21 protein-coding genes are annotated in these 23,159 nt (G+C 60.1%); 5 read left to right on the plus strand and 16 right to left on the minus strand.

All coding sequences use genetic code 11. From position 1 onward, the window contains the following. The first annotated feature begins 1 nt into the window (after nucleotide 1). Complete coding sequence (locus VGI36_05855) at nucleotides 2–2,272, plus strand: aminotransferase class III-fold pyridoxal phosphate-dependent enzyme (protein HEY2484651.1); 2,271 nt, start codon at nucleotides 2–4, stop codon at nucleotides 2,270–2,272. A gap of 5 nt (nucleotides 2,273–2,277) precedes the next feature. Next, nucleotides 2,278–2,796, plus strand: coding sequence for a methyltransferase (locus VGI36_05860; GenBank protein HEY2484652.1), 519 nt, complete (start codon nucleotides 2,278–2,280; stop codon nucleotides 2,794–2,796). 35 nt (nucleotides 2,797–2,831) lie between these two features. Here the strand turns inward: VGI36_05860 and VGI36_05865 are convergent, their stop codons facing one another. From VGI36_05865 to VGI36_05940, 16 genes are all read right to left on the minus strand, one after another. Beyond that, a complete protein-coding gene (locus VGI36_05865) occupies nucleotides 2,832–3,407 on the minus strand; it encodes a carboxymuconolactone decarboxylase family protein (GenBank protein ID HEY2484653.1) in 576 nt (191 codons plus the stop codon). 104 nt (nucleotides 3,408–3,511) lie between these two features. Continuing rightward, nucleotides 3,512–4,213, minus strand: a complete 702-nt coding sequence (locus VGI36_05870) for a hypothetical protein (GenBank protein HEY2484654.1) — start codon at nucleotides 4,211–4,213, stop codon at nucleotides 3,512–3,514. Continuing rightward, nucleotides 4,171–4,800: a DedA family protein gene (locus VGI36_05875; GenBank protein ID HEY2484655.1), complete on the minus strand. Its 630-nt coding sequence runs from the start codon at nucleotides 4,798–4,800 to the stop codon at nucleotides 4,171–4,173. Before VGI36_05875 ends, VGI36_05870 begins: the two co-directional genes overlap by 43 nt. Before the next feature lie 117 nt (nucleotides 4,801–4,917). After that, nucleotides 4,918–7,212: a hypothetical protein gene (locus tag VGI36_05880; protein HEY2484656.1), complete on the minus strand. Its 2,295-nt coding sequence runs from the start codon at nucleotides 7,210–7,212 to the stop codon at nucleotides 4,918–4,920. Beyond that, complete coding sequence (locus tag VGI36_05885) at nucleotides 7,206–8,987, minus strand: hypothetical protein (protein HEY2484657.1); 1,782 nt, start codon at nucleotides 8,985–8,987, stop codon at nucleotides 7,206–7,208. The genes VGI36_05880 and VGI36_05885 overlap by 7 nt, the downstream gene beginning before the upstream one ends. After that, the gene (locus VGI36_05890) at nucleotides 8,984–10,333 is read right to left on the minus strand and encodes an MFS transporter (protein ID HEY2484658.1); all 1,350 of its coding nucleotides are present in this window, start codon (nucleotides 10,331–10,333) and stop codon (nucleotides 8,984–8,986) included. Before VGI36_05890 ends, VGI36_05885 begins: the two co-directional genes overlap by 4 nt. Nucleotides 10,334–10,403: 70 nt before the next feature. Next, on the minus strand, nucleotides 10,404–12,011 hold the full coding sequence (locus VGI36_05895) for a DHA2 family efflux MFS transporter permease subunit (GenBank protein ID HEY2484659.1): 1,608 nt from the start codon (nucleotides 12,009–12,011) through the stop codon (nucleotides 10,404–10,406). A gap of 151 nt (nucleotides 12,012–12,162) precedes the next feature. Beyond that, a complete protein-coding gene (locus VGI36_05900; protein HEY2484660.1) occupies nucleotides 12,163–12,984 on the minus strand; it encodes an enoyl-CoA hydratase-related protein in 822 nt (273 codons plus the stop codon). 15 nt (nucleotides 12,985–12,999) lie between these two features. Then, entirely contained in the window at nucleotides 13,000–13,821 is an 822-nt protein-coding gene (locus VGI36_05905; GenBank protein ID HEY2484661.1) for an alpha/beta hydrolase, read from the minus strand. A 58-nt stretch (nucleotides 13,822–13,879) separates the two neighbouring features. Further along, nucleotides 13,880–14,731 (minus strand): LLM class F420-dependent oxidoreductase, encoded by an 852-nt coding sequence (locus VGI36_05910; GenBank protein ID HEY2484662.1) that lies wholly within the window; start codon nucleotides 14,729–14,731, stop codon nucleotides 13,880–13,882. A 317-nt stretch (nucleotides 14,732–15,048) separates the two neighbouring features. Next, the gene (locus VGI36_05915; protein HEY2484663.1) at nucleotides 15,049–15,288 is read right to left on the minus strand and encodes a hypothetical protein; all 240 of its coding nucleotides are present in this window, start codon (nucleotides 15,286–15,288) and stop codon (nucleotides 15,049–15,051) included. 272 nt (nucleotides 15,289–15,560) lie between these two features. Continuing rightward, nucleotides 15,561–16,034: an HAD-IIIA family hydrolase gene (locus VGI36_05920; GenBank protein ID HEY2484664.1), complete on the minus strand. Its 474-nt coding sequence runs from the start codon at nucleotides 16,032–16,034 to the stop codon at nucleotides 15,561–15,563. A 25-nt stretch (nucleotides 16,035–16,059) separates the two neighbouring features. Then, on the minus strand, nucleotides 16,060–17,418 hold the full coding sequence (locus tag VGI36_05925) for an aspartate aminotransferase family protein (protein ID HEY2484665.1): 1,359 nt from the start codon (nucleotides 17,416–17,418) through the stop codon (nucleotides 16,060–16,062). A 42-nt stretch (nucleotides 17,419–17,460) separates the two neighbouring features. Further along, nucleotides 17,461–18,282, minus strand: a complete 822-nt coding sequence (locus VGI36_05930) for a hypothetical protein (GenBank protein HEY2484666.1) — start codon at nucleotides 18,280–18,282, stop codon at nucleotides 17,461–17,463. 2 nt (nucleotides 18,283–18,284) lie between these two features. Further along, complete coding sequence (locus tag VGI36_05935; GenBank protein ID HEY2484667.1) at nucleotides 18,285–18,989, minus strand: NTP transferase domain-containing protein; 705 nt, start codon at nucleotides 18,987–18,989, stop codon at nucleotides 18,285–18,287. Further along, nucleotides 18,983–19,708, minus strand: a complete 726-nt coding sequence (locus VGI36_05940; protein HEY2484668.1) for an HAD family hydrolase — start codon at nucleotides 19,706–19,708, stop codon at nucleotides 18,983–18,985. The genes VGI36_05935 and VGI36_05940 overlap by 7 nt, the downstream gene beginning before the upstream one ends. A gap of 187 nt (nucleotides 19,709–19,895) precedes the next feature. Between VGI36_05940 and VGI36_05945 the strand changes: the two genes are divergently transcribed. The 3 genes from VGI36_05945 to VGI36_05955 form a co-directional block, all read left to right on the plus strand. Further along, the gene (locus tag VGI36_05945) at nucleotides 19,896–20,492 is read left to right on the plus strand and encodes an ABC transporter substrate-binding protein (protein HEY2484669.1); all 597 of its coding nucleotides are present in this window, start codon (nucleotides 19,896–19,898) and stop codon (nucleotides 20,490–20,492) included. A gap of 155 nt (nucleotides 20,493–20,647) precedes the next feature. Continuing rightward, nucleotides 20,648–21,805 carry a CDP-alcohol phosphatidyltransferase family protein gene (locus tag VGI36_05950; protein ID HEY2484670.1) on the plus strand — a complete coding sequence of 386 codons (1,158 nt, stop codon included), beginning with the start codon at nucleotides 20,648–20,650 and terminating at the stop codon, nucleotides 21,803–21,805. 37 nt (nucleotides 21,806–21,842) lie between these two features. After that, the coding region (locus VGI36_05955; protein ID HEY2484671.1) for a radical SAM protein at nucleotides 21,843–23,159 on the plus strand (1,317 nt) is incomplete at its 3' end.

Consider the following 23,159-nt stretch of genomic DNA (forward strand, 5'->3'; position numbering starts at 1 on the left):
GATGTTGACTCCTGGAGCTCTTGGGAAGTGGGTTGAATGGTTCGGTTCGAGCACCGGCGCGTGGATTGCCATCGCGTTGCTCTTGCTCGCGTTGGCGGCCCTGCTGGGACGGCGAGTTGTCGCGACGGTCCTCACCCTGCGGGCTTCAGCATTAACGCCGCGCATGTCGAGGCTATTGGCGCTCTGGCTGCGGCCCACCAACCACTCGCCCGCGGAATTCCTTCGCGCCGATGGAGCCGGCGAACCGTGGGCGGAGATTCGAAGGCAGGCCATCACCCGCCTCGCCGGCTTCTTTCAGACCCGGTATGCAAAGTCGATCGCATGGGGTAACGGCATACGCCAGAGCTTCTCCGATTTACGCTTCACCGATGCGAATCGTGTCCCCTTTCCCTTCGCGCAATTCATGCGTGAACACTTCAGTGTCTGTTCGGTAGTTACGGCCTCTGCCGGACCCCAACTTCGTGACCTTGATGGTCATTGGACTCTCGACGTAAGTGGCTCCTACGGACTCAACGTGGCCGGATTCGACCGTTACAAGGAATGGATGCAGAGAGGGCTTGAGCGGGTGAAGGAACTTGGCGCGGTGCTGGGTCCCCTCCATCCCATCGTCGCCGACAACATACGAATCCTCAAATCGATCTCGAAGCTCGATGAAGTCTCGTTCCACATGAGCGGCACCGAGGCGGTGATGGCGGCAATTCGGCTGGCCCGATTCAACACGCGCCGCAAACTGATCGTCTGTTTCTCGGGCGCCTATCACGGATGGTGGGATGGCGTGCAGCCTGGATTAGGCAGCGAACGCAACATCGACGACTGTCTGACGCTGAAGGAACTGAGCCCCGCGTCGCTGGAGGTTCTGCGCTGGCGGGCGCACGAGATCGCCGCAGTCCTGGTAAACCCAGTTCAATCGTTTCATCCCAATTCGCCCCCGCCGAGCGACGCCATCCTACTGACCAGTGGGGTCCGCAACGCGACCGACTCCACGACCGCCTACCGAGAATGGCTTCGTAACCTGCGCGCCGTCTGCAGCGAGCACGAGATCCCGCTCATTTTCGACGAGGTATTCAGCGGGTTTCGCCTGGCCCCCGGCGGAGCGCAGGAGTACTTCGGCGTGCAAGCCGACATGGTCGTGTACGGGAAGACGGTGGCCGGCGGAATGCCCATCGGAGTGGTCTGCGGCCGCAAGGAACTGATGACGCGTTTCGATCCCGACCATCCGATGCGCATCGCGTATGTGATCGGAACTTTTTCGGCACACCCCGTGGTAATGGGGGCGATGAATGAGTTTTTGAATTGGCTGGTGCAGCCGTCCACCGCGATCGAATACGCGACGGCGAATCAGAGGTGTGCCGCGTGGGCGCGCGAGACCAACCAGTTACTCCTCGATTCGTCGCTGCCGGTTCGGGTGATGCAGTTGGCCACGATATGGACGGTCCTGTTCAAGGAGCCGGGTCGGTATAACTGGCTGCTCCAATACTACCTTCGAGCAGAGGGTATTACGCTCAGTTGGGTCGGAACGGGTCGCTGTATGACCAGTCTGGATTTTTCCGAGGAAGATTATCGTAATCTGCAGTCCAAGCTGGTGAGCGCGGTACGCCAGATGAAGAGCGATGCTTGGTGGCTAGACGAACAACAACAACCACAACGGGATAAACTGATGCGAACACATCTGTTTCGTGAACTCGCTGGAAGTATTGTCAGGCTGCCGAAGCCGTTGGCCAGCTTTTACACCGAGATAATGCATCGCAAACATGACGACCACCTCGCCTCACATAGCAACGTGGTCAACCAGGTCTTGCACCTGCTCAGTTCAAGTACTTTCATCTTTTGCTATGTGCTGATCTTTTTCGACTTGACCCTCGCGGTATGTCTGGGACTGGCAGCACTCTTCGTTCGCCAGTTCGGGCACGCGGTGCTGGAGCCGCCGTGCCACGACAAGGAGCAGCTGCTGCTCGGATTCAACACCCGGGATAAGACGATAATCGTTGCGGGTTACGGTCTGATTTTCGCCGCCGTCTTGGCGAGGGTCCATGCCCGTTCCTGGGGAGCCGTCGTCGGCGCGGCGCCGACCCTCGCGCATTGGTGGTTCTTCCTGACGCTGGCAGTAGTATTCGGGCACGTTGCGTTTCTTGCCTGGAAGCACAACCTGAGAAACTCGCTCATCTGGTTGGTGAAACTGGTTACCGATCCCTTTACTGACATCGCGGCGTACTACGGGAGCCCATACCGGATTGTCGCGAATCCTCAGGGCCAGAAACGCGAACTCGCATAGACTCATTGTTCCTCGCAGCGGCCATTCTGCTGGCGTTCGAGCGGATCGCCTATGTATGGGTTTGGCGCTATCCGCGGTCTTTTACCACATTTTGCGCGTTCTTCTCAGAAGAGCCGCAAGCGCCGGTGGTCATTCTGGAAAGAATGTTCAACTGCTTCAAGGTAATCCAGATTTCGGTTTTTTTGGCGTGGTGCTATTTCCATCCGAACCGACCACTGTGGCTGTACGGAAACCTAGTTCCACTGACCGCAGGTGCAACCCTGGTGATCATAGGGCAAGTCCTCAACCTGAGCGTTTTCTACCGTCTTGGGTCGGTAGGTGTCTTTTACGGCAATCGCTTCGGCTACGAAGTTCCGTGGTGCACGGAATTTCCCTTTTCGCTGATGGACCATCCGCAATATGTGGGCGCACTGCTCTCGATTTGGGGCCTCTTCCTCGCTCTGCAATTTCCGCGTCCCGACTGGTATGCGATCCCCGCGCTTGAAAGCCTCTACTACGCGCTGGGAGCCTACCTAGAACGCTAAGGGCGGAAGGTTCCGTTGCGGGAAGCAGGCGATGGTCACCGGCTGGTAAACGAATTCTTCAGCACGTCGACCTTACCGGCAAATTCCTCGAGGTCGACTTCGGTAGTTTCCAGCAGTCGCGCGACCATTCCCCAAAATCCGATCGACATCACTAGTTCGACGATCTCGGTCGTACCCAAGTGCTTCTGGAGAGCTTCGATGGTTGCGCGTCCGCCCTTTACGTTGCGCGCGACTTCGTCGGTGAATTGCAGCACCAGGCGATCGATCTCCCCGAAGCAACGGGCCCCTTCCCAGTTTTCAATTGCATCGACTTGCTCATCCGTCACGCCCGCAGCCTTGGCAATCGGCACGTGTTGCGTCCATTCATAGACCGATTTGCTGACCTTGGCGGTGCGCAGTATAGCGAGTTCCCGCAGCCGCGCGTCGAGCTTGGATCGAGTCAGCAGCGAGTTCCCCAACATCGAGAATGGATAGAATGCCGCGTCGGAGTTTGCGATCATCCGCGCAACGTTCATCTTTACGCGCCCGCGATTCAGAATCTCGCGGGTCTTTTCCGGGACTTTGCTTTCGTCAGCATACGGTAACAACGCCATCGGCTTGCCCTCCGTCATTTTGCTCGCTCTCCTCCCGGGACAGTTCCCGGTGAAAGCGACTGCAGCCCTTCGGGCTGCACAAGTTTTCTCCTGGGACCCGGCCAAGATGGAAATGCGATTTTCTATCGCGATTGTATAGCGCGGCTAAATTCCGGCTGCAAAATGAGCATGCCAATTGCGCGCGACAATGCGACCGACAGAGATTCCGCCGGGTCCGTCTCGAGCGGAAGGAATGCCTCGCCCCCGACCGGAACCGGTGGTTCAGTTTCGATGCCGGTAGTCACGGTTGAGCAGAGTTCGCGGTGCGTCTGATCGGCGACGGTGAAGCGCAGCTGCACGTGCGCAGTCATGGAAAAATATTGGCCATGAATCGTGCGCTGGCGGCCGAAATGTTGGTTAACCGAGACGGACTCGATTTCGGTCGCGATCGTGAGCGGCGCATTCCGGGAGAGCTCACCCGGTGTAACCACCGACGCCTTCAAACCCGCGTCCGACAGGCATCGCTTCACTGCTTGCGTGACTAGCGGCCCCAAGTCCCGCACCACCAGGGTGCTCTTTCTGGATCCATCGGCGCCGTAGACAGCGCCCACTTGAAACTTACCGGCGGCCTCGGCACCGCCTGCCGGCAGAACCACGATTGATAGGGGAGGCAAGACGTGCTGGGTAGCGGGGACGAAGCCCGGCAGGTATCGAACTCGGAGTGGTGTTTCGCGCTGGCAACCGGCCCCGGAAATCGCCGCGAAAACCGCACCCGCCAGGAGTGCGCCCCAAAGCCCCTCCACTACGACTCGGGCCGGCTGATAGCTTGATGTCGATCGCGCCACCAGAAAATCAGAATCCCGATGCTGAACAACGCCACTCCCACCGCGACCCACCGCGACGCTACGTGGATCAAGTCGGCGACGCGAAACAGCTCGTCACCAACCAGGTAGCCGACCGTAACGATGATGAAGCACCAGACCAGCGCACCGGACACGTTCCATCCGAGAAACCGCCAGAACGGCATGCCCGCAGCGCCCGCCATCGGACCAGCCATGAAACGCACGCCGGCAATGAAGCGGGCCATGAAAACCGCCTTGCTGCCGTGGGTCTCGAAAAAGGTCTGCAATCGGTCGTAGCGAGTACGGGCGAACGCAAAACTGCCGGCCAGCCTGGTAAGCAGCCGTTGGCCTCCCGTGCGCCCCAGTACAAATCCGCAGCAATCTCCTACAACTGCACTAGCCACCGTGATGACATACACCCAGCGCAGGTCGAGGATTTCGCGACCGGCCAGAAACCCGGCGGCAAGCATCACGGTCTCCTCCGGGACCGGGATGCCTAGATTGCCGATGAACACGCACACGAAAACTCCGAGGTATCCCCAAGTAGTGAGCCAATCCGCGATATGTTCAGGTCTGAGGATTTCGTGCATGCGTTCCTAGCCGAGGCACCGCCGCCACTTAACGTGCCTCGGTAGTTTAGCTGGCCACAAACGTCGGCGGAACTCATTACAAACCATGCCTCGGCTTCTTGAAGGCACGTGATGAGTTCAGCCTTTGCCGGCATCTGCGAAGGAGGTAACCGGCGGGGTTTCATCGTGCGCTCCTTTTACGCGGCGACCACGATGGCCAAGGACCAGGAGAACCGCCACGACCAACGCTACCAGTCCCGGTAGCAATGGGTAGACCAACCCTCGATTTGCGGGAATGTTCACTTCGGCAAGGTCGTTGCGGCGGTAGAGTTTCAGGTGGAAGGACTCGTATATCGCCTGGTAACCCAGCGGAGGATCACCCGTTCCCGGCGGCGGGGTGACTTGTTCCAGAATGTACGGCGGGGCCCCAGCCAGCGCTCGCGCCAGATCACTCATGCCGCGGACCCTGCTGCCACCCTCCCACAAATTGTTCGGATCGTGCTGGTACTCAATCGGGTCGTCGTTGATTCCGGTAAGCACCGGGAATGGGAGCAAAGACCACCACTCCGAGACATTCGTGCATAGATGGAGGATATGCGTCGCAGGCGTGATTCGGCCAGCAGCGACCTCGCCGTCGAGAACCTTAATCAATTTCATCTCGGTCGGACCAAGCAGCCAATGTCGGTCGGTATGACCGGTCCAGTAACCCAACGAGGCGGTATTGAGGTTAAACGCCCAGTGCTCGCTGATGGAATGTTCGAGGGAATCGTAGTCGACGGGGTGCGGGGCCTGGTGCCACGGGTAGATCAGGAAGGCAACCAGGATGAAGAGGGTCCCAGGCCGTGACCAGCGATTGTAGGCCAGCGCGAACAGGTATCCCGCAGGCAAGGTTAAAAAATACGGACACCAGTAGTCCCACAGCTTGATCCTGATGTCCGACGCCATCATGCCGCCGGCGGGCGTATAGGACAGCGTCCGCAGGATGGGCTCGAGATACTCGCCAGCAACACCCAGCAGCAGTGCCGCCGCAACCAAGCCCGAGTAGCGGGTCTGGTCCGCCTGCCACGGAACCACGAACGCGGCGATCAATCCTAGAAAGCAAAACAGCGTGAGCAGCGGCAGATTGTCCGCAACCTGCTGGTACAGAGTGAATGGAGCTGCGGCGTGACGATAGAGAACGGCAAGGATGAAGAACGCGATCAGCGCCCGATTGAGCACGGCGGACAACCGTCGATCCCGCGGATCGGCGTCCGGAATCGTCCATCGTGCGGCCAGGTAAATTGCTGCCACGCCTGCCAATTGCCCAGCGGGAATGACCGGATACGGTGCCCGATGCCCAAGTGCGATCAGGTACTCGGGCAGCGCGACCAGGGCTGCGCCCGTCGAGGCGACGATCCCGGCTGCAAAGCGCCGATAGTCGGACTCCGCGAGCCACAGGAACACGACAACTCCCGCCACGATCATCGCGAACGCCCCGTCGATTGCATGCGACGCGATACTACAACCCAACATCAAAGCGCCGGCGCCGAACAGCAGCCGACTGCGGCGACTCATGAAGAACGCGAGACCCAGGGCAAGGAGCGCAAAATCGACGGCCGTCCCGCGCATGCCCTGCGCACGGCGAAAGAGGCAAGTAAAAAACAGGAGCAGTCCCGCCATTCCGCCCGCAGCATCATCGAACACTGTCTTTCCGAGCCGCCAGGTCGCAAAGATCATCAGTGCGGCCATCGGCAGCATCGCTGCGCTCTCCGCGAGCGCAGCCGGATGAGTATGACTTCCCATCGCCAGAGCCGCATAGAACAGCTCGAGCGCCGGCGTCTGGGCGTACGGTCCCCAGCATCCGTACGGGTCGTTGTTAAAGGGGTCATAGATGCCGAACGTCAGGATCCGCTGTACGGAAGATGGATATGAAAGCACATCCATAAACGGCACCACGGGCGACCCAAGTTGTAGTGGCAGGTAGGAAACCGCGAGCAAGACGACCGCGAGAGCCGCCAGCTTCTGGCCCGAAGACACCACCAGCAACTTGCGGTGGCGGCGCGGGTTCCGCCACAGCCAGGCGGTCCCCACTGCGAGAAGCCCCCATAACGTCGCCGAATTGAAAAGCCGGATGGGTCCTAACAGGTTGCCGAGCAGAAATCCAAGCGTCCAGACTCCACCGGCGCCAAGCAGAATAGCGTCGAACTGCTCCAGTTCGGGCTCAACCCGCAATGCGAGTCCGCCCACTACCAGGGTGCCCCACCCCCAGAATGTCCATACCTTTATAGCGGCCCACAAAGTCTCGCCGAGCAGTGGACGAATCCCCTCCCAGGCCGCGGACCAAGACAGATGGTATGGGAATTGGCGCAGACGATAGATAGCAAGGAGGGTGACGATCGCAGCACCCGCCGACATCGCCAGCCATGCGCGTGCCTCTCCGCGCTTGTCTACCATTCCTTGCGCCACAGAATGACGGTCGCGATCGAAGCCCCCAGAGTCAGCGCGAATGCTACCAGCAAAAAGCGCGGCCGGTACACCAGGGTTACCTGCTGGCGCCCTTGCGGCAGCTTAAGCGCCAGGAGAGTCCCCTCGGTGACGAAGGATGCTTTGCCCGCCTCGATCCTCCAACCTGGGTAGTAGTTCTGATTGATCACCAGCACGGTCGGCGCGGGCGCGTAAACATCGTAGCTCAGCTCATTGGGGCTCCATCGCGTCTGAAGCACGCGGCCCGATCCGAGCAGATAGTACTCTCCCCGGTAACTGATATCGGTCGGGTTGTTGCGTGCAGTCGTAGTGGTCGGGATCGAGTTGTATCCATAGCCTTGGCAGTTGGCTGAGCCCATGTTGGCCAGCGCCATCTCGGTCTGATTTTCCGGGTTGGCGACAAACCACTGCCGAAACTCCGCGGCCTTCGGCAGCGGCTCGATCCGATTGTGAAACATGTAGCGGAGATTCGGCGGACCAACCATCCACGAGTCGACCAGGCCGACGGCCAGCAGCGCGACCGCGATACCTGCCGCCCACCTTGAATTTAATCGAGAGATGGAATCCGCTCCCAGAGCGGCCAGCACCCCGGTGCAGAACGAAAATCCGATGACGAACCGCGCCGGCAGGTCGATTTGATGCGTCAGCGGCAGGTAGTGCAGCAGATCCAGCGCCGAACGCCGCCCGCCATCGCCCTGCGCCAGCAGGAAGAAGAGCACCGCCCCCGCCAGCCACGGCAAGCTACGCAGTCGCGCCGCGAAAATGCCGACCAGCGCCAGCAACGCAAAGGCCGGCGAGAGGTACGCTCCGTATTCGGACAGAAGGAAAACGCTGACCCCGACCCGATACAGGTCCTGGTTGCGCGAGAACAGGTACACGCTCAGCAGCTTCAGATCGTCATACTCCGGGCCAAACGGCGGCCGCGGATGAATGGTGAGCATCTCCCAGGCTGGAATCAGCTTCATCGCCGCGAAGCCGGCTGCAAATATCCCCAACATCATTCCAGTCAAAGCTGGGCGGGCATTTCGCTGAGAAACCGCAAGCGCGAGGGAAAGTATGGCAACCATAATTCCCGCATGCAGGAACGTATAATTGCCCTCCGTAAGCGTCAGTGCGCAGAGGAGACCGCCGATCGCCGCGACGAACAGAGACTTTCGTTCGACCGCCACGATCAGCAGCGCGATCACCCAGGGCAGGTACGCGGTGGGTAGAAAATTCAGATGGCCCACCGCAAGATGGAGGTACAGCCACGAACTCGCGGGGAAGGCACCCGCACACACGAATGCCGCAGGCCGGGTGAGGTCCATCACCCGCGCGAGCAGATAGCCCCCCGCAAACGCTATGGCGAGGTGGAAAAAGATCTCCAGGTACAGGCCCGCATAAACGCCGAACCACAAATAGAAAAGAAAAAAGGGCGTAATTATACCCGATTCGGGATTCCCGAGCATTGCCATCCCGCCGCATCGATAGGGATTCCAGAATGGGAGCTCATGAAAGTGCGCCACTGTGTGGTACGGCACCCACCGGAGTTCCGTGAAAAGATCCCAATCGCCATTGGATGGAAACCGTGCAAGGTGAGACAGGTCGGGCGGCAGATTGAGCCACCCCCAAATGCCCGGCCCCAGGTAACCCACCCGACAGAGGAGCGGATAAGCGAAGACTGCGGCAAACCCAAGCGAAGCCGCCCCCACCCAGCGTGCTTCGCGCCAGTTAAACTCGTGCAATAACCCTCGCGCGCGCGTCATTTAGCCGCGCCCGAATCGAGCTCTTCAGGCGGATACACGCGGCGAAAGAAGATCCAGAACAGGAACGTGTTCAGCCCCTGCATCGCGGCCGCGAACTCCAGTGGCAGCGCGAGCGCGAGATGCTCCATGAAGTAGCCGGCCAGGTAAGGACCAATCGCGGAGGTGACTTGCGAGGGAAAACTCGCGAAGCCCGAGGCACTTGCCCGCTCGGCCGGGTCGATGACTCCCATCAGGTACGATTGACGCACCGGAATTGACAGCAAGTTGAACAGTGCCCGGACTCCGTACAGGATGGCCGCCAACCCGAAGGTCGGCACCATAACCACGCCGAACAGCAGCACCGTCGAGATCGTCCGGGTGATCACGACCGCGCGGACCGAGCCCAGCATCAGCGCAATCCGTCCCGCCGCAAGATACGGAATGGACGACACTAAATTGATAATGAAGAACACCCCGGCAAGTTCGCCGGAACTTGCACCAAACCGACGATAGAACCAATAGACGACGAACGGACCCAGCATTCCGATCGCAAGCCCGTTCGTGGAGTTGGTAATCATGAACCGAATCACCAAATGCCACGACTCGCGCGACAGTCCGAGCGTACGCGTGACCGCGACCGCGGGCTCGTGCCGCGTCGCATCGAAGGCCTCCGCGGGTACCGGTCGACGCTCGCGTACCGGCATTATCGCAAACGCCATCACGACCCCGAGAAAGCCCGACAGAATAAACAACCCGCGGTAGGTTTCCAGTTCCGAAAGCCCCACCGCATGCCGGGTCAGTGTGGGGAGTCCCGCCATGAGGGAACCGATCGCACCCGCCATGACTCCGACGAACGAGAAGACCCCAAAGACCGTGGTCCGGTCGTAGTCGCTCGACTCCTCAGCCACCAGCGCCTGCACCGCCGGATAAAAGGGACCCCATGCGCCGCCGGCGAGCGCACCTCCGCGCCCAATCGAGCCGATCGCGGCAAAGGTCACTATCCAGAAGAAGCTGCGGGCGAAGGCGAAGCCTACGCCTCCGACGGCGAATAGAAGCGAGATGATCGCAATGAGAGTTTTGCGCCCGAAGCGATCTGACAAAACTCCGGTCAACATGGAGATCAGCGCGGCGGCGAGCGCCGAAAAAGCCAGTAGAGTTCCGAGCGCGACCGCACTGTACCCCAGTAACGCCAGATACAGCGGCAGGATGATTCCCAGGTAACCCTGCGGGATGCTGCGCAGGATTCTCAACACGAACAGCCAGCCGAGATCCCGGTTAAACCACCTTATTCCGAGCAGTCCCCGCTCGGCCGCCTCAAGTTCCAACTCGCCAGGGGCCGCACTCGAGGCCTCACGCCCTTCCGCCAAGTTCAGCCCTCCGCGTCGGCGGCGGTCGCCTCACCGGCGTCACTCCACCAGACCCCAGCTCGCGGCGAAGTCAATGCGCCCCCGCTTGTTCGACTGTGCCGGAAGGAACCCCCTCTTTCGGTAGGAGAAAGAGCAACGGCAGTACGATTAAGAACATCGGCACCACCAGCCAGAAACAATCGTTGTACGCCATCATCGTTGACTGACGGTTGATCAGAGTGTTGACCATGGCAAGGTCGCGCCGCTGCCCGGGCGCACTGAACAATCCCGCGCCCAGCAAGGCGCTGCGAAACTCCGCGTCAGCTCGGCGGAACGCGGGGTTGGTCGGGGAGATGGAATCGACCAGGTCCGAGCGATGGAACTGCTCTCGGCGTGCCACCAGGGTTGCCAGCGCCGCGTAGGCCACGTTTCCCGCTTCGCGGCGAGTCAAAGTGTAGAGGCTCGAAGCCGCCGTCATCGCGTAGCGCTGAATCGTGCTGAGCGAAACGGTCGAAAGCGTCACCATCGATGCTCCCATGCCAATTCCACTCATGACGAGGATTGGCAGAAAACTCCAGAACCCGACGTAGAGCGTGAAATGTCCAAGCCTCCAATAGGCATATGCCAGCAAGAGCACTCCCGCGCCGATCATCATGCGAGGGCTCACCATATTGTAAAGGCGCCCGACTATGGGCATCGCCAGCAGCATGGTCAAGGCACGTGGCATCAGAACCAGGCCGGCCTGATACGCAGGATAGTTCAGCAGTTCCTGCGTGAACTGCGGCAACAGGAAGCTTGACCCGAACAAGGCGAACCCGATCACCACACCCAAGCCGCAGCCAACGCTCAGTGGGACGTTTCTGAACAAGCGAAAATCTACCACTGGTTCATCGGTGAAGAACATTTCCCACACCACCAACCCCGTCAGCGCGAGCGCCGCCACGACTGTCCCAAAAACGATCCAATGGCTAGCGAACCAGTCGACTTCCTCTCCGCGCTCGAGAACCAGCTGCGCCGCGGTGAGGCCGACCGTCAACAACATGATGCCTCCCCAATCGATCGCGGCGACCCCGCGTTTCAGATATGCGGGGTCATGCACGAACGCGCTCACCATCAAGATTCCCACGACACAAAACGGAACGTTGATGTAAAAGACCCATTGCCAGCCATAGTTGTCGACCAACCAACCGCCGACCACCGGACCGATCGCTGGGGCTGTGACGACTCCCATGCTGTAAATGGCCATCGCCATTCCCTGCTCCGCGGGCGGAAAAGTTTCCCGCGCGATGGCCTGGGAGCAGGGCATCAAGCTGCCGCCGCCGATACCCTGCAGCACCCGGTAGAAGATGAGCTGGCCGAACGTCTTTGAGGTGCCGGCTAGCACCGAGCCCACGATAAACAGGAACATGGAAACCAGGAACAACTGTTTGCGGCCGAGCAGCATCGTCCACCACGCCGCCATGGTGATCATGATGATCTCGGCAATCGAGTAAGCGGTAGACACCCAAGTGATGGTGAGCAGATCCTGTCCGAAGCTGCCCATCATGTGCGGCATAGCGACGTTAACCACCGTCGCATCCATCACCGAGAGAAAGGTTCCGATCATGACGGAACCGGCGACCAGCCATTTGCCCGAGGTGCGGTATTCGTCGCTAGCGCGGGGCAGGGTTATTCGGGGTGTCGCAACTCCGCTTGACATGGCGGGACCGACGTCCAGGCGACGACGTCTTTTTCAATGTTAGCAGGCGTGACGCGCGACCCAAGCGACCAGATCACGCGACTCGGTCAGTGGCGCGTGGAGAAGCGAGCCTGCCGCCGCGGCTTTTCACGTGGATTGAGCTTCAGTCGCGCTATGCTTTCTTTGCGAACGGACGGTCACGCTCGGTGAGTGCGGATTTGAGACCTTTCTCACGGCTCGCCTTCATCCAGTTTCGCACCGTCTCTGTTTGGTGCGCGATCACGTCCATATCAGCCGAGGATTGCTCGGCCGCTCGGATGCCGAGAATGTCCAGGTAGCGGTTGACCGCCGCCTTGTGCAGCATCAGTAGCTCGGCCGGTACCAGTGCCACGCGTCGCGCGTAGGCAAGGGTTTCCTCCTCGAGCTTCTCGCGGGGGTAGACACGATTCACCAGGTGCCATTCCAGCGCTTCCTTGGCGCTCATGTAGTCGCCAGTAAAGAAATATTCCTTAGTTTTGCGCGGACCCATGAGCACCGGCCACATGGAAAGAGTTGGCAAGATTCCGAGCGCGCGTCCGGCGGGATGTCCAAACTGCGCGTCCTCACTCGCAAACACGATGTCGCAGTGGCCGATGAATTCGGTGCCGCCGGCCAGACAGAATCCATGGACCTGGGCGATGGTCGGCTTTGGCAAGGCCCACAGCCGCTGCCATCGTTCAATGGTTCGGTGCAAACCGAGCCGGTCGTTGGTGACGGTGAAAGTCGACCCGGGCTGCTGGGTTCCCTGCAGATCGTAACCCGCGGAAAATGCCCGGCCCGCGCCGCGGATAATCAGAACGCTCGCCTCCGGGTTGGCGGAATACTCATCCATGACCTGATCAAGCTCCGCCAACAGCTTCTGCGAAAGCGCGTTGAGCTTCTCAGGGCGATTCAGCGTCAGCCGGAAAATCTTGTCTTCGACTTTTTCGTAAATAACCGTCTCGTAGTTGGCCATTTCCAAACCTCCGCGCTAACTGGCCGTAAGAAAATCGATTGCGACTCGGGTTGCCTCCTCGGGCGCTTCCCAAAAAAACATGTGACCGATGCCCTTGAGGATATGCTTGCGCGAACCCGCGATACTCTGGTTAAGCACATCCGCGTTCTGCACCGGGACAATGGCGTCGTCGTCACCCTGAAAGATCAGAGTGGGCGCCTTGATCTTCGCCAAGCGTGCAAAGCTGTCGAACCCACTGATCGCGCCGAACTGCCGCATGAAGGTGTGCGGCGGGGTGATCGGATACTTGGCCGCCTCGATCAGCTGCTCATCGATGAACTTCTGACCCGCCTCCGAGGCGGTAAATGCCTTTCCGCATGCGACAGAAAACGCCGCACGGGCGGCATCCGCAGGCGACATTCCCGGCTGCGGCATAAGCCTGGCAAGGTCTTCGGGTTTGCCCGGAATCGAGTGCGACATGCCGCAGTTGGTACATCCGAGCACCAGCCGTTGGACGCGCTCCGGGTAGGCCAGCGCATACTCCTGCCCAATCATACCCCCCATAGAAATGCCAAAGATGTGCGTGTGCGAAAGCTTGGCGTGGTCGAGCACCGCCGCAATATCATCCGCCATGTCCCGCAGCGTCCAGGCGACGTCCGGCTTGTCACTCTCGCCGGTGCCGCGGTTGTCGATCACAACGAGCCTGAAATGCTTATCCAGCAGGTTGAGAAATCGTTCGCTCCACGCGCGCCCCGAACCGCTGAACCCCATGATGAGCGCTACCGGTGTGCCCGACCCGCGAACTTCGTAGCGAAGTTTCAAGCCGTCCTTGCTATGTGCGAACTCGCGTATCGCCACGGTCAAAATCTCCAATCACTCAAAGGTGGCGGAACATTAGCACGAGCCGCCGCAAAGGTCAGACGATCCAGCTTCTCGCCAGCTCCTCCAATTCCGCTTCGTACTTGTCCGGCGCCAGCGTGGGCGGGAATAGAATCAGTCGATGTGCGCCCGCCGCCCGATAGGCCTCGACCGCGGCCCGCGAATCTTTGCCGCCCACCGGCGAGAAGATGGTTATTTCCAGCTTCGAGAAATCGCGATTCACTTCTGCGCACAGCTGACGGAGCTTCGCCAGTTCGGTCTTGAGATCGTCCGGGTTGAGCGCGATCGGCGCCCATCCCTCGCCAATCAGCGCAGTGTTGCGAAGCGCACGCTCGCCACCGGCACCGATGTGCACCGGCGGATGCGGCTTTTGCGCCGGCTTGGGATTACTGCGAAGCGCCGGAAACTTCACGAATTCCCCTTCGAAGCTCGCTTCCTCCCGCGTCCATAGTTCCTTCATCGCGCGGATATACTCGCGAGTCATCGGCCAGCGTCGGCGAAAATCGACGCCCATGATCTCGCTCTCGTCGCGCAGCCAACCCGCGCCGATTCCGAACAACACCCTCCCACCCGAGTAGTAGTCGAGGGTCGCGACCTCTTTGGCCAGGTTGAAGGGATCACGTTCGGGCACGAGACAAATTCCCGTACCGAGCTTGATGCGATTGGTCGCACCGGCGGCGAGCGCAAGTCCCACGAACGGATCGATCATGTGCGCGTAGACTTCCGGGATTTTGCCGTCGCCCAGTGGGAACGGGGTCTTGGGGTTGACCGGCATTATCGCATGCTCGGGCAGCCAAAAAGACTCAAACCCCAGCGCCTCGCACTTGCGCGCGATCGCGACGGGATGAGCGGTAAACGACGCCACGAACGCCAGCACTCCGATTTTCATGCGCACCTCCGCCCGTGCGTACCGCGTGGGCACAGGTACTAGTAGCGCGAATCGAAGCGAGGGAGGTATCGAAACCACCTGGCTAGGAGTTCAAGGATCACGCTGCAACCGTCGTCGCGAGTCCCGCGCCGTCCGGGGCGCGCCCCACTCCCCGCACTAACTCCTGCAATTGATCAATGAAGCCGGGCCAACCATGAAGACATCACACACCTGATAGCCAGAGCGCGCGGAGCAATCTTCACCAACACCCCTTTTCCCTAGTTGGGCACACGGTAACAAGACAGGAGCGGCTTGGAAGCCGAGTGGTTTGCGTGACGCTACAGTTCACCGTTCAGCGCCCGCGTGGCCATAACAAGTGCGGTGGCACCCAGAGTGGAAACCATTATCGCGCTGAACAGATGATGGGCATGCACTCCAAACACGGCAAATATCCATCCGCCGACAATTCCGCCAAGCAAACCGAGCAAGATGTCGGCAATCACGCCGTATCCCCTTCCGCGGATAAGCTTTCCAGCCAGCCATCCGGCGATGAGTCCGACCAAAATCGACGCAATCATCGATACTTAACACTCCTTTGTGGCAAGCCGGTGTCAAACTTGCGTAACAGGACTCACTGCAAAAGCATTGCCAAGTTTCTCTTGACGTGAATCCGATGAAATTGCGCGGCGATCGGGCGACGGTGCCGTATTCCGACTGCGGTAACGCCGCGTGGTGGCTGCTCTCCCCAGCCAGCAGCTCCCCAGGCAGTGATTCGTTTGTCTGATGAGGAGGCTTAGGTGCCCGCGCATTCCCCCTTCGGAGACGAAAAGGGTCCGCGCGGAAGAGCTGCCTACCAGCCGAAGAAATCCTTGGCGTAGACGAACTTGCCTACGCCTGCGGCGCGGGCGGCCCGCTCGTCGAGTTCCTGATCGCCGACCATCGTCGAGGTTTTCAGATCCACGCCGTAGACTTCCGCCAGTTCGGTAATCATTCCGCCCTGCGGCTTGCGGCAATGGCACTTGTCGGCATCGTCGTGGGGGCAGATTTGCCAGGCGGTGAGAATATCGCCGAGCTGGTGATCGAGTTCGCTCAGCGCGGCTTCAACCGTGGCCATGGTGAAGCGTCCCCGCTTGATCTTGGATTGGTTGGTCACGACGAGAAGCAAATGATCGCGAATAGGGGCCAGTTTTTTTGCTACGCCCGGGAGCAGCTCCACAATGATCTTGCCCCCGGCATCGACCGGCATCTCGCTATCGTGGTCGAGCCGCACTAGGGTGCCGCCCAGGTCGAGAAACAACCCTTTGTTTCCGGTGATGCCCGCCATCAGGTTCGACCGCCGATGGCCATCTTCACGCAGCGCGCCAGTCCAGATGATCGCGAACGTGCGTGAAGACTTCGTCGAGGATCGCCACGCCGGTCTCGGCCTGTTCTTCGCTGATGACCAGCGGCGGATTGATCCTGACGCGCGGAAAGTAGGTCATCGTGATCACTCCGCGGCGTAGCGCTTCCAGGAAAATCTGCTCCGTCACCCTGCGGCTTAAGGGTTCGCGGGTCTTGAGATCGCGCACCAGATCGATTCCGATCAGCAGCCCTTTCCCGCGGACGTCGCCGATGAACTCGTACTTCTCCTTGAGCGTGTTCAAGCGGTGCAGCATCTGGCCGCCGATCTTGCGTGAGTTGTCGACGAGCTTTTCGTCATTGATGATCTTGATGGTCTCTGCGACTGCCGCCGCGGCAAGTGGATTACCACCGTAGCTCGAGGACGATGCGCTCGGCTTGCCGAACGGCTCCGACTTGCCAAGCTGCTCGCTCATGAGCACCGCGGACACCGGGAAGCCTGCGCCCATTCCCTTGCCGAGGGTAACGATATCGGGCTCTACCCCGGTATGATCGATGCCCCACATCTTGCCGGTGCGGCCAAAGCCGGTAATCATTTCGTCGGCAATCAGCAGCGCACCGTTTTCCTTTGCGACCGACTTGATCGCGGGCAGCCAATCATCCGGCGGGATTACGTTGCCGGCGGTCCCCTGCATGGGCTCGACCAGCACTGCCGCGACGTCTCCCGCCGAGGAATTCTTGATTTGGTCGCGCGCAAACTCGACGCACAGCAGGCCACACGAGGGGTGCGTCAACTTGAATGGGCAGCGATAACAATCCGCGTAGGGCACCTGGTAGCGTCCGCCAGGCAGTGGTCCGTAACCCTTCTTCGACTCGTCGCCAATCAGGCCAAGTACCCCACCGGTCTTGCCATGAAATCCACCCCAGAAGCTGACGACCTCGTGCTTCTTGGTCGCGGAACGCGCCAGGCGCAGACCCGCCTCGACTGCCTCGGCCCCGCCACTATACAGATGCGAACGATTCAAACCCTTCGGGGCGACTTCCGACAGTAGCCTGAAGGCCTCGCTGCGTTCCTTGGTGGCAAAGGTTCCCACCGACAGGCGCTCGATCTGTTTGCCGATGACTTTCGCCACCCGCGGATGGCCGTGGCCGAGGCTTGCAACCGCGATGCCCGCGTACAGGTCGATGTAGGTATTGCCATCGGCATCGGTGAGGGTGGCGCCTTCACCATGGTCCAACGCGATGCCCGCCAATTGCGAGACCCGTTGGCGTCCGGATGCGACGTACTTCTGTTCTTCGTCGTAGATCTTGCGCGATTCAGGTCCTGGAATAGCGGTCTTGATGGAGTGCAGTTTAACCTTCGGTGTCATCAGTCGTGCGCGTCACGCCCTTCCCAAACTTGTTGCAAGAGGCTACCGCGCACGGGCCAGCAACGAAAGGGCTCGTCGTGCTATCGCCCGGGCGGCGGGGGCGCGCACCCGGCTGAAGCTGGGCCAATCGTTGAAGTCGACTATCGCAAACCCATCTTCATCCAGAATGGCATCGCCGCCCCAAACTTCCAGGCCAAGCGCGGCGGAGGCTTTGCGCGCCGCCTCGGAAAGCTCGCGGACCGCTGCTTCCGGAGTTTCGCCGGTGGCCGGCAAAGCCGTGAAGTATGCGCCGCCGCCAACACCATAGAATTTGATCAGACCCCCGGGGCATTCCTGCTGCACGTAGGCACGCCGCACACCGCGGCGCGCCAGAGCGTTGAGCTGGACCTCCACCTGCGCCTTCCCGACCGCTCGCTGCACGTCCTCCTCCCCCAGCGCATGCAGATCACCACGCTTGACGAATACGGGCAGATCGAGGTCGATCGCACCCAGCACGCGGTGTTCGAGTCGTTCATCGGTGCGAACCAACGCCCCGGCCGGGGTGGGAACACCGGCTCGGGTGAGTCCCGGTGCCAGCAGGTCGCGATAGCAATTGCGGATGGCGAGCGCCGAATTGATGGCTACGGCGCCGGTGCGCTCGACTTCCGCAAGACGTCGGAGGGCGGGCTCGCTCTGGCACATCGCGAGCACCAGGTCGGTGCTCACTTCATGCTGGTCGAGAAACTCGCTGGGCGTCATCGCCCTGGTCTCGACCCCTTCCCGGCGCAATTCGCCCAGTGACTCTTCGAGGATCGCCGCGTCAGCGGCGACCTTGCCGGGCGAAAATTCCGGTTCACGGTAGATTCCGATTGCTCGATAACTCATTGTCAACCCGCTAACATCCGGCGCGCGGCCTCGAGGTCGGCAGCTTCGTCTATATCGATCGCTCCCTCGACTTCGATGGCCGCGAGACGAATTTGTTCTTCAAGCAACATCTGTAGAAATGCGCGGAGAGCCCCCAGTTTGCGTTCGCGAGCAGCCGCCGACCAGCGGAAGATCGTCGTCGGCAACCAGTACAATCCGGCCGTGACCAGCGAACTCTCGCGTCGTCCCAGCGAGGTTATCAAGCCCGCCTTGGTTACTTCTGCGAAAAGCGGCTTGCGGTCGCCGCGCCATTTTGCAACCGCCAGCATCCCATCCCTGGGCATGGGCACTGTCGCGGCTCGCGCCTGGGTAACAAACCGACGAAATTCGTGGTCCGGAACCATTGTGTCTACGGTGGCAAGCAGAAAATGTCCCGCCACCAACGACTCTCCGAGTACCAGCAGCGATTCCATTGAGCTTTCGGTGTCGCGAACAATCATTCGCAGCTGCCGCGGGAAGCTCATCCCGCGCGCCAGGGAAGCGGTTTCCGAATTCACTACCGCCAGCACCTCGCGCGCGCCCGAGGACAGCATCGCGGCTGCCTGGCGCGCCAGCAGCGAGATACCGCCAACCTGGACCAGCGGCTTGGGCAGCTCCACACCGCTGGAGGCGCGCAGTCGCGCGCCGCGACCCGCGGCGATTATCGCGCCCTGGAACTCGGCTACCATCGGATGCTCTCGAGTTCGCCGAGTGAAGCGATCGTGTAGTCCGCGCTCGCGCATTGCCGGCCGTCGCCCGACCCGCCCGCGCGATACCACACGGTGGTAAGGCCCAGCCGGTGTGCGGGCACGCAGTCTTTGTCCGGTGAATCACCTACCATCGCAGCGGCCGCCGGCGGCACGCCCACCCCGCGTAACGCCGCCTCAAAGATTCCCGGTTGCGGCTTGAAGATGCCCACCTCGCTGGAATCCGTAATCGAGTCAATCATTTTCGCCATGCCGGCTTCTTTCAAAATCCGGTCGAGATTTCCGTAGAAGTTTGACACCACCCCGATCCGAAAGCGCCCCTTGAGCGCCTTAAGAATTCCCCGATTCGCGTCCAGGCCCTCTCGCGTTGCGCCAACGAAGCCTGCGGTTACCTGCTCGACGGTTCGATGGCGCCCCTTGGCATCCGATGATACGAACCTCTCGCGTAGCCGTTGCGGACCTGCGTGGGTGAGAAACTCGACCTGATTGCCGACCAGGAAACGGACCAAATCGACCATCCCGAAGCGACGGATCACCCTGCCGGCCCGGTACCCCGCTTGAGTTGCATGCTCGAAGGCGCCATCCAGCTCCTCGCGCGTGATTTCGATACCCACCGCTCGATACTCGCCCAAGAACCGATCGAGCCAGTGCAGCGGCCCATCGAGCGTACCGCCGAAGTCCAAAAGAAGAGCCGAGAGCATCTGCGCGAGCCACCAAGTCTACCAGCCGTGGCATGCAGCCTCTAGTATGCAGGGGAAATTCGGCACTGCCGTAGATTCCGGTTGCCATTCGTTTGACACTCCTTCCCACGCTGCTTTAAACCCATCGCGTCCGCCTCCAGAAGGAATTCTTGACTTGAGACCTGTATTTTCCAGAGCAATTCGAGCATTGGCCTGTGCGACTTCGCTATTCCTCGCCGTGTTCGCAACTTTGCAGTCGTCGTCCGCGAGCGTTAACGGCTCGGCCACCGCCACCGTCAATCAACTGCTTGCAACCATAGGCAAGCTGCGTACCACGACCGACCCCGGGGAGCGGCACAAACTCGTCACTTCGATGGACGCATCGCTGGCGATTCAAAAGCTCAGCCAGCAGGCACTTGGCGCGCAATGGAGCAAACTCGATTCCAGAGAACGAACGCATTTTGTCGCCCTGGTGACGCAATTGCTCGAGAAAATCGCCTATCCTAATGCCGCCCGTTTCTTTTCGAGCTTCCAGGTAAAGGTTCTGGGTGAAGATGCGGAAGGCGGCCAACACATTGTAAGAACTCTGGTCACCCGGCCGGACGGTGGAGCCGTGGCAATCGACTACATTTTAGAGCCGACCGATGGTCGATGGTTGATCGTTGACGTCATCCTAGACCGCCAGAGCCTCGTCGCCAGCATGACTTCACAAATCCAGGCGACGCTTAAGGCCAGTTCCTATCGCGGACTGGTCGGTCAGATGCAGGAGCGACTAGCACAGAACGGCGCGAGCCCGTCGCCCTGAACCATATTGCTCAGCTATTCAAAGGAGAATCCCCAGAAGCACGGCTGTTGGAATTCCAAATGAAAAAGAAGCATCCCTTCTAGCCCTGAGATTGCGGGCGTGTTACCTTGACCCGAACAGTTTTCGAACGCGGATAACTGGCTTTCTGGACGACCTTGGCAATTGAAACCGCACTGATCTCGGCGCCTTCGCGCAGCGACAACCGCATTTTTGGCCGGTATCTGCTCGAACGGGTAATCCTCGCATGCGAACGCGCGGGGGTGCGGCGCTTTTTCATTCAAGCGCCGGCCAGCCGCCGCTCCGAGGTCGAGTCCTCGCTCGGTAGTTTCCGCAGTCGCTCCGAAGTGACCGTGGTCGACCGCCTCGAACTTTCGCTGGATGGAATCGACCCCGACTCACCCTGTATATCGTTTGCTGGAAATCTGGTTTTTTCGAAGCTGCAGCTGAAGAGGGTTCTCGATAGTGCGGCTCAGGCCCCGAACCGGGTGTTCCGATTCTCGAGCAGCGACGCCGATCACGGTGGTGAAATCGCGGTTGGGCCAATGCGACGTCTGCTCGAGCGGGGCGGGCTGCGAAACGAGCCGCTGCGTCGCTCGACCGGAGAACTGCCCTTTGCCCTGAACGGACGCCCCGAGGATCGGGATGAAGCGGAGCTTCGGCTCGCGCGTTCACTCCGTCACGAGACCGCGGGCACCGATGCTTTGCTTGCGCGCTTGCTCGATCGCAAGCTGTCGTGGCGTATCAGCCTGAGGCTCGCGCGAACCCGGATAACCCCGAACCAAGTAACCATTGCGAATACTTGTGTCGGATTGGCGTGCGCCTTGATGTTCGCGATTCCCAGTTACGGCTGGCGGTTGCTTGCATCCGTGCTGTTCCTGGCCTCAACAACAATTGACGGAATTGATGGTGAACTGGCGCGGCTGCAGATGCGTGAGACCGAGTGGGGTGGCAGACTCGATGTGATCACGGACAATGTTGTCCACATCGCCATCTTTGTCGGAATCTTCGTCGGCGTTTATCGCGCCAGTACCGATCCGATATTCCTCTGGTTGTTGCCGCTCCAGCTCGCAGGGTTTGCGCTCGCCGCACTCTCGACCTTCATGGCTCTTCGAATCCGAGGACCGCAAGCAAGGCAGTGGATTGAAAAGGTCGAGCGCATAAGCGGCCGGGACTTCGCCTATCTGCTGATCGGGTTTGCGCTTTTCAATCGATTGGAGTGGTTTTGCTGGGGCACCACGTTTGGTATTTACGTGTTCGCGTTGGTCTTGATCTGGCTGACCGTCCGCCGCCGGAGGGTTGAGTCAGTGGAGTGAGCCGTTGCGCGAATTGTTGCGCCGCGGTGGAGGAAGCATGAACAGGAAGCCCAAGATTCTGCTGGTTCAACCCACAACCGTGCATCTCGACGGCACGCCGCATAAGACCCGCTGGCGTCTGATCATGGGGCTGATGATCCCGCTGATGGGGGGCCTCACGCCTGATGAATATGACGTCACGCTCTGCGACGAACGCCTCGAGGACATCAACTTTGACGGCGGCTGGGACCTGGTCGGAATGACCACCACCATCGGGGCGTCCCTGCGCGCCTACCAGCTCGGCGATGAGTTTCGCCGCCGCGGTGTTCCGGTGGTGTTCGGCGGTTTTCATGCGACCCTGCAGACCGAAGAGGCACTCAAGCACTGCGATTCAGTCGTGCAGGGCGAAGCCGACCTGGTGTGGCCGGAACTGCTCCAGGACTGGCAAGACAAAAAGCTCAAACAGGTCTACAAGGCGAGCAAGGTGCACGATCTCAAGGGTCTGCCCCGCCCGCGCCATGAACTGCTCAAGCTCAACCGCTATCTGTTCAAGGCGGTCCCGGTGCAGGCCAGCCGCGGTTGTCCCTACCGATGTTCGTTCTGCGAAATTCCCGTCTTCTACGATGGTTCCTATCGGACCCGTCCAATCGGCGACATCGTCGAAGAGATGAAGCAGGTCATCAAGATCACCGGTTTTCGGCGCTTTCAGTTCATCGACGACCAGATTACCGGCAAGCACAAGTTTGCCCGCGAACTGTTCAAAGCGCTGGAGCCGCTCAATATCCGCTTCTCGTGCCTGTGGACGATTAACTCGAATCACGACGACGAGCTGCTAGAGCTGGCCGCCAAGGCGGGAATTTTCCACGTTAACATCGGTGTGGAATCGATCAGCCAAGACAGCCTGCTGTCGATGAACAAGATTCAGAACCATGCCAATCAGTACAAGAAGCTGCTCAAGAAGCTGGAGCGCTACGGGATCTATTACTCGCTGAACTTCCTGTTCGGACTCGAAGAAGACAAACCTGGAATCTTCGAAGCCACCATGAAGTTTCTGCACGAGGTGCGCGCGCCGGAGGCGTTCTTCAATACGGTTACGCCGCGCCGCGGCACCCCGATGCGCACCCAACTCGAGAACGAGGGCCGCGTGATCATCCCCGATGCGGACCTCTACACCAACAACTTCCGCTGCATGTTTGTACCCAAGAACTTGTCGCCGCAAGAAGTCGAAGAAGGCGTGTGGAAGTGCACCAAGGAGTTCTATTCGTTCAAGTCGATGTTCAAGCGCCTGCTGATGCCGCCCAACAAGTTCACGTGGCAGGGTCTGACGGAGAACATGCTGTTCTGGTACGGCTCCAAGCGACAGATCGACCCGGTC

The organism is Candidatus Binataceae bacterium (assembly GCA_036495685.1).
GTDB lineage: Bacteria > Desulfobacterota > Binatia > Binatales > Binataceae > JAFAHS01.

Excerpts from the sequence above, each read along its gene's own strand:
- VGI36_05855 (HEY2484651.1), top strand. The coding sequence starts at position 2 with ATGTTGACTCCTGGAGCTCTTGGGAAGTGGGTTGAATGGTTCGGTTCG.
- VGI36_05865 (HEY2484653.1), bottom strand. The coding sequence starts at position 3,407 with ATGACGGAGGGCAAGCCGATGGCGTTGTTACCGTATGCTGACGAAAGC.
- VGI36_05875 (HEY2484655.1), bottom strand. The coding sequence starts at position 4,800 with ATGCACGAAATCCTCAGACCTGAACATATCGCGGATTGGCTCACTACT.
- VGI36_05880 (HEY2484656.1), bottom strand. The coding sequence starts at position 7,212 with ATGGTAGACAAGCGCGGAGAGGCACGCGCATGGCTGGCGATGTCGGCG.
- VGI36_05885 (HEY2484657.1), bottom strand. The coding sequence starts at position 8,987 with ATGACGCGCGCGCGAGGGTTATTGCACGAGTTTAACTGGCGCGAAGCA.
- VGI36_05895 (HEY2484659.1), bottom strand. The coding sequence starts at position 12,011 with ATGTCAAGCGGAGTTGCGACACCCCGAATAACCCTGCCCCGCGCTAGC.
- VGI36_05900 (HEY2484660.1), bottom strand. The coding sequence starts at position 12,984 with ATGGCCAACTACGAGACGGTTATTTACGAAAAAGTCGAAGACAAGATT.
- VGI36_05910 (HEY2484662.1), bottom strand. The coding sequence starts at position 14,731 with ATGAAAATCGGAGTGCTGGCGTTCGTGGCGTCGTTTACCGCTCATCCC.
- VGI36_05915 (HEY2484663.1), bottom strand. The coding sequence starts at position 15,288 with ATGATTGCGTCGATTTTGGTCGGACTCATCGCCGGATGGCTGGCTGGA.
- VGI36_05920 (HEY2484664.1), bottom strand. The coding sequence starts at position 16,034 with ATGGCGGGCATCACCGGAAACAAAGGGTTGTTTCTCGACCTGGGCGGC.
- VGI36_05925 (HEY2484665.1), bottom strand. The coding sequence starts at position 17,418 with ATGACACCGAAGGTTAAACTGCACTCCATCAAGACCGCTATTCCAGGA.
- VGI36_05930 (HEY2484666.1), bottom strand. The coding sequence starts at position 18,282 with ATGAGTTATCGAGCAATCGGAATCTACCGTGAACCGGAATTTTCGCCC.
- VGI36_05935 (HEY2484667.1), bottom strand. The coding sequence starts at position 18,989 with ATGGTAGCCGAGTTCCAGGGCGCGATAATCGCCGCGGGTCGCGGCGCG.
- VGI36_05940 (HEY2484668.1), bottom strand. The coding sequence starts at position 19,708 with ATGCTCTCGGCTCTTCTTTTGGACTTCGGCGGTACGCTCGATGGGCCG.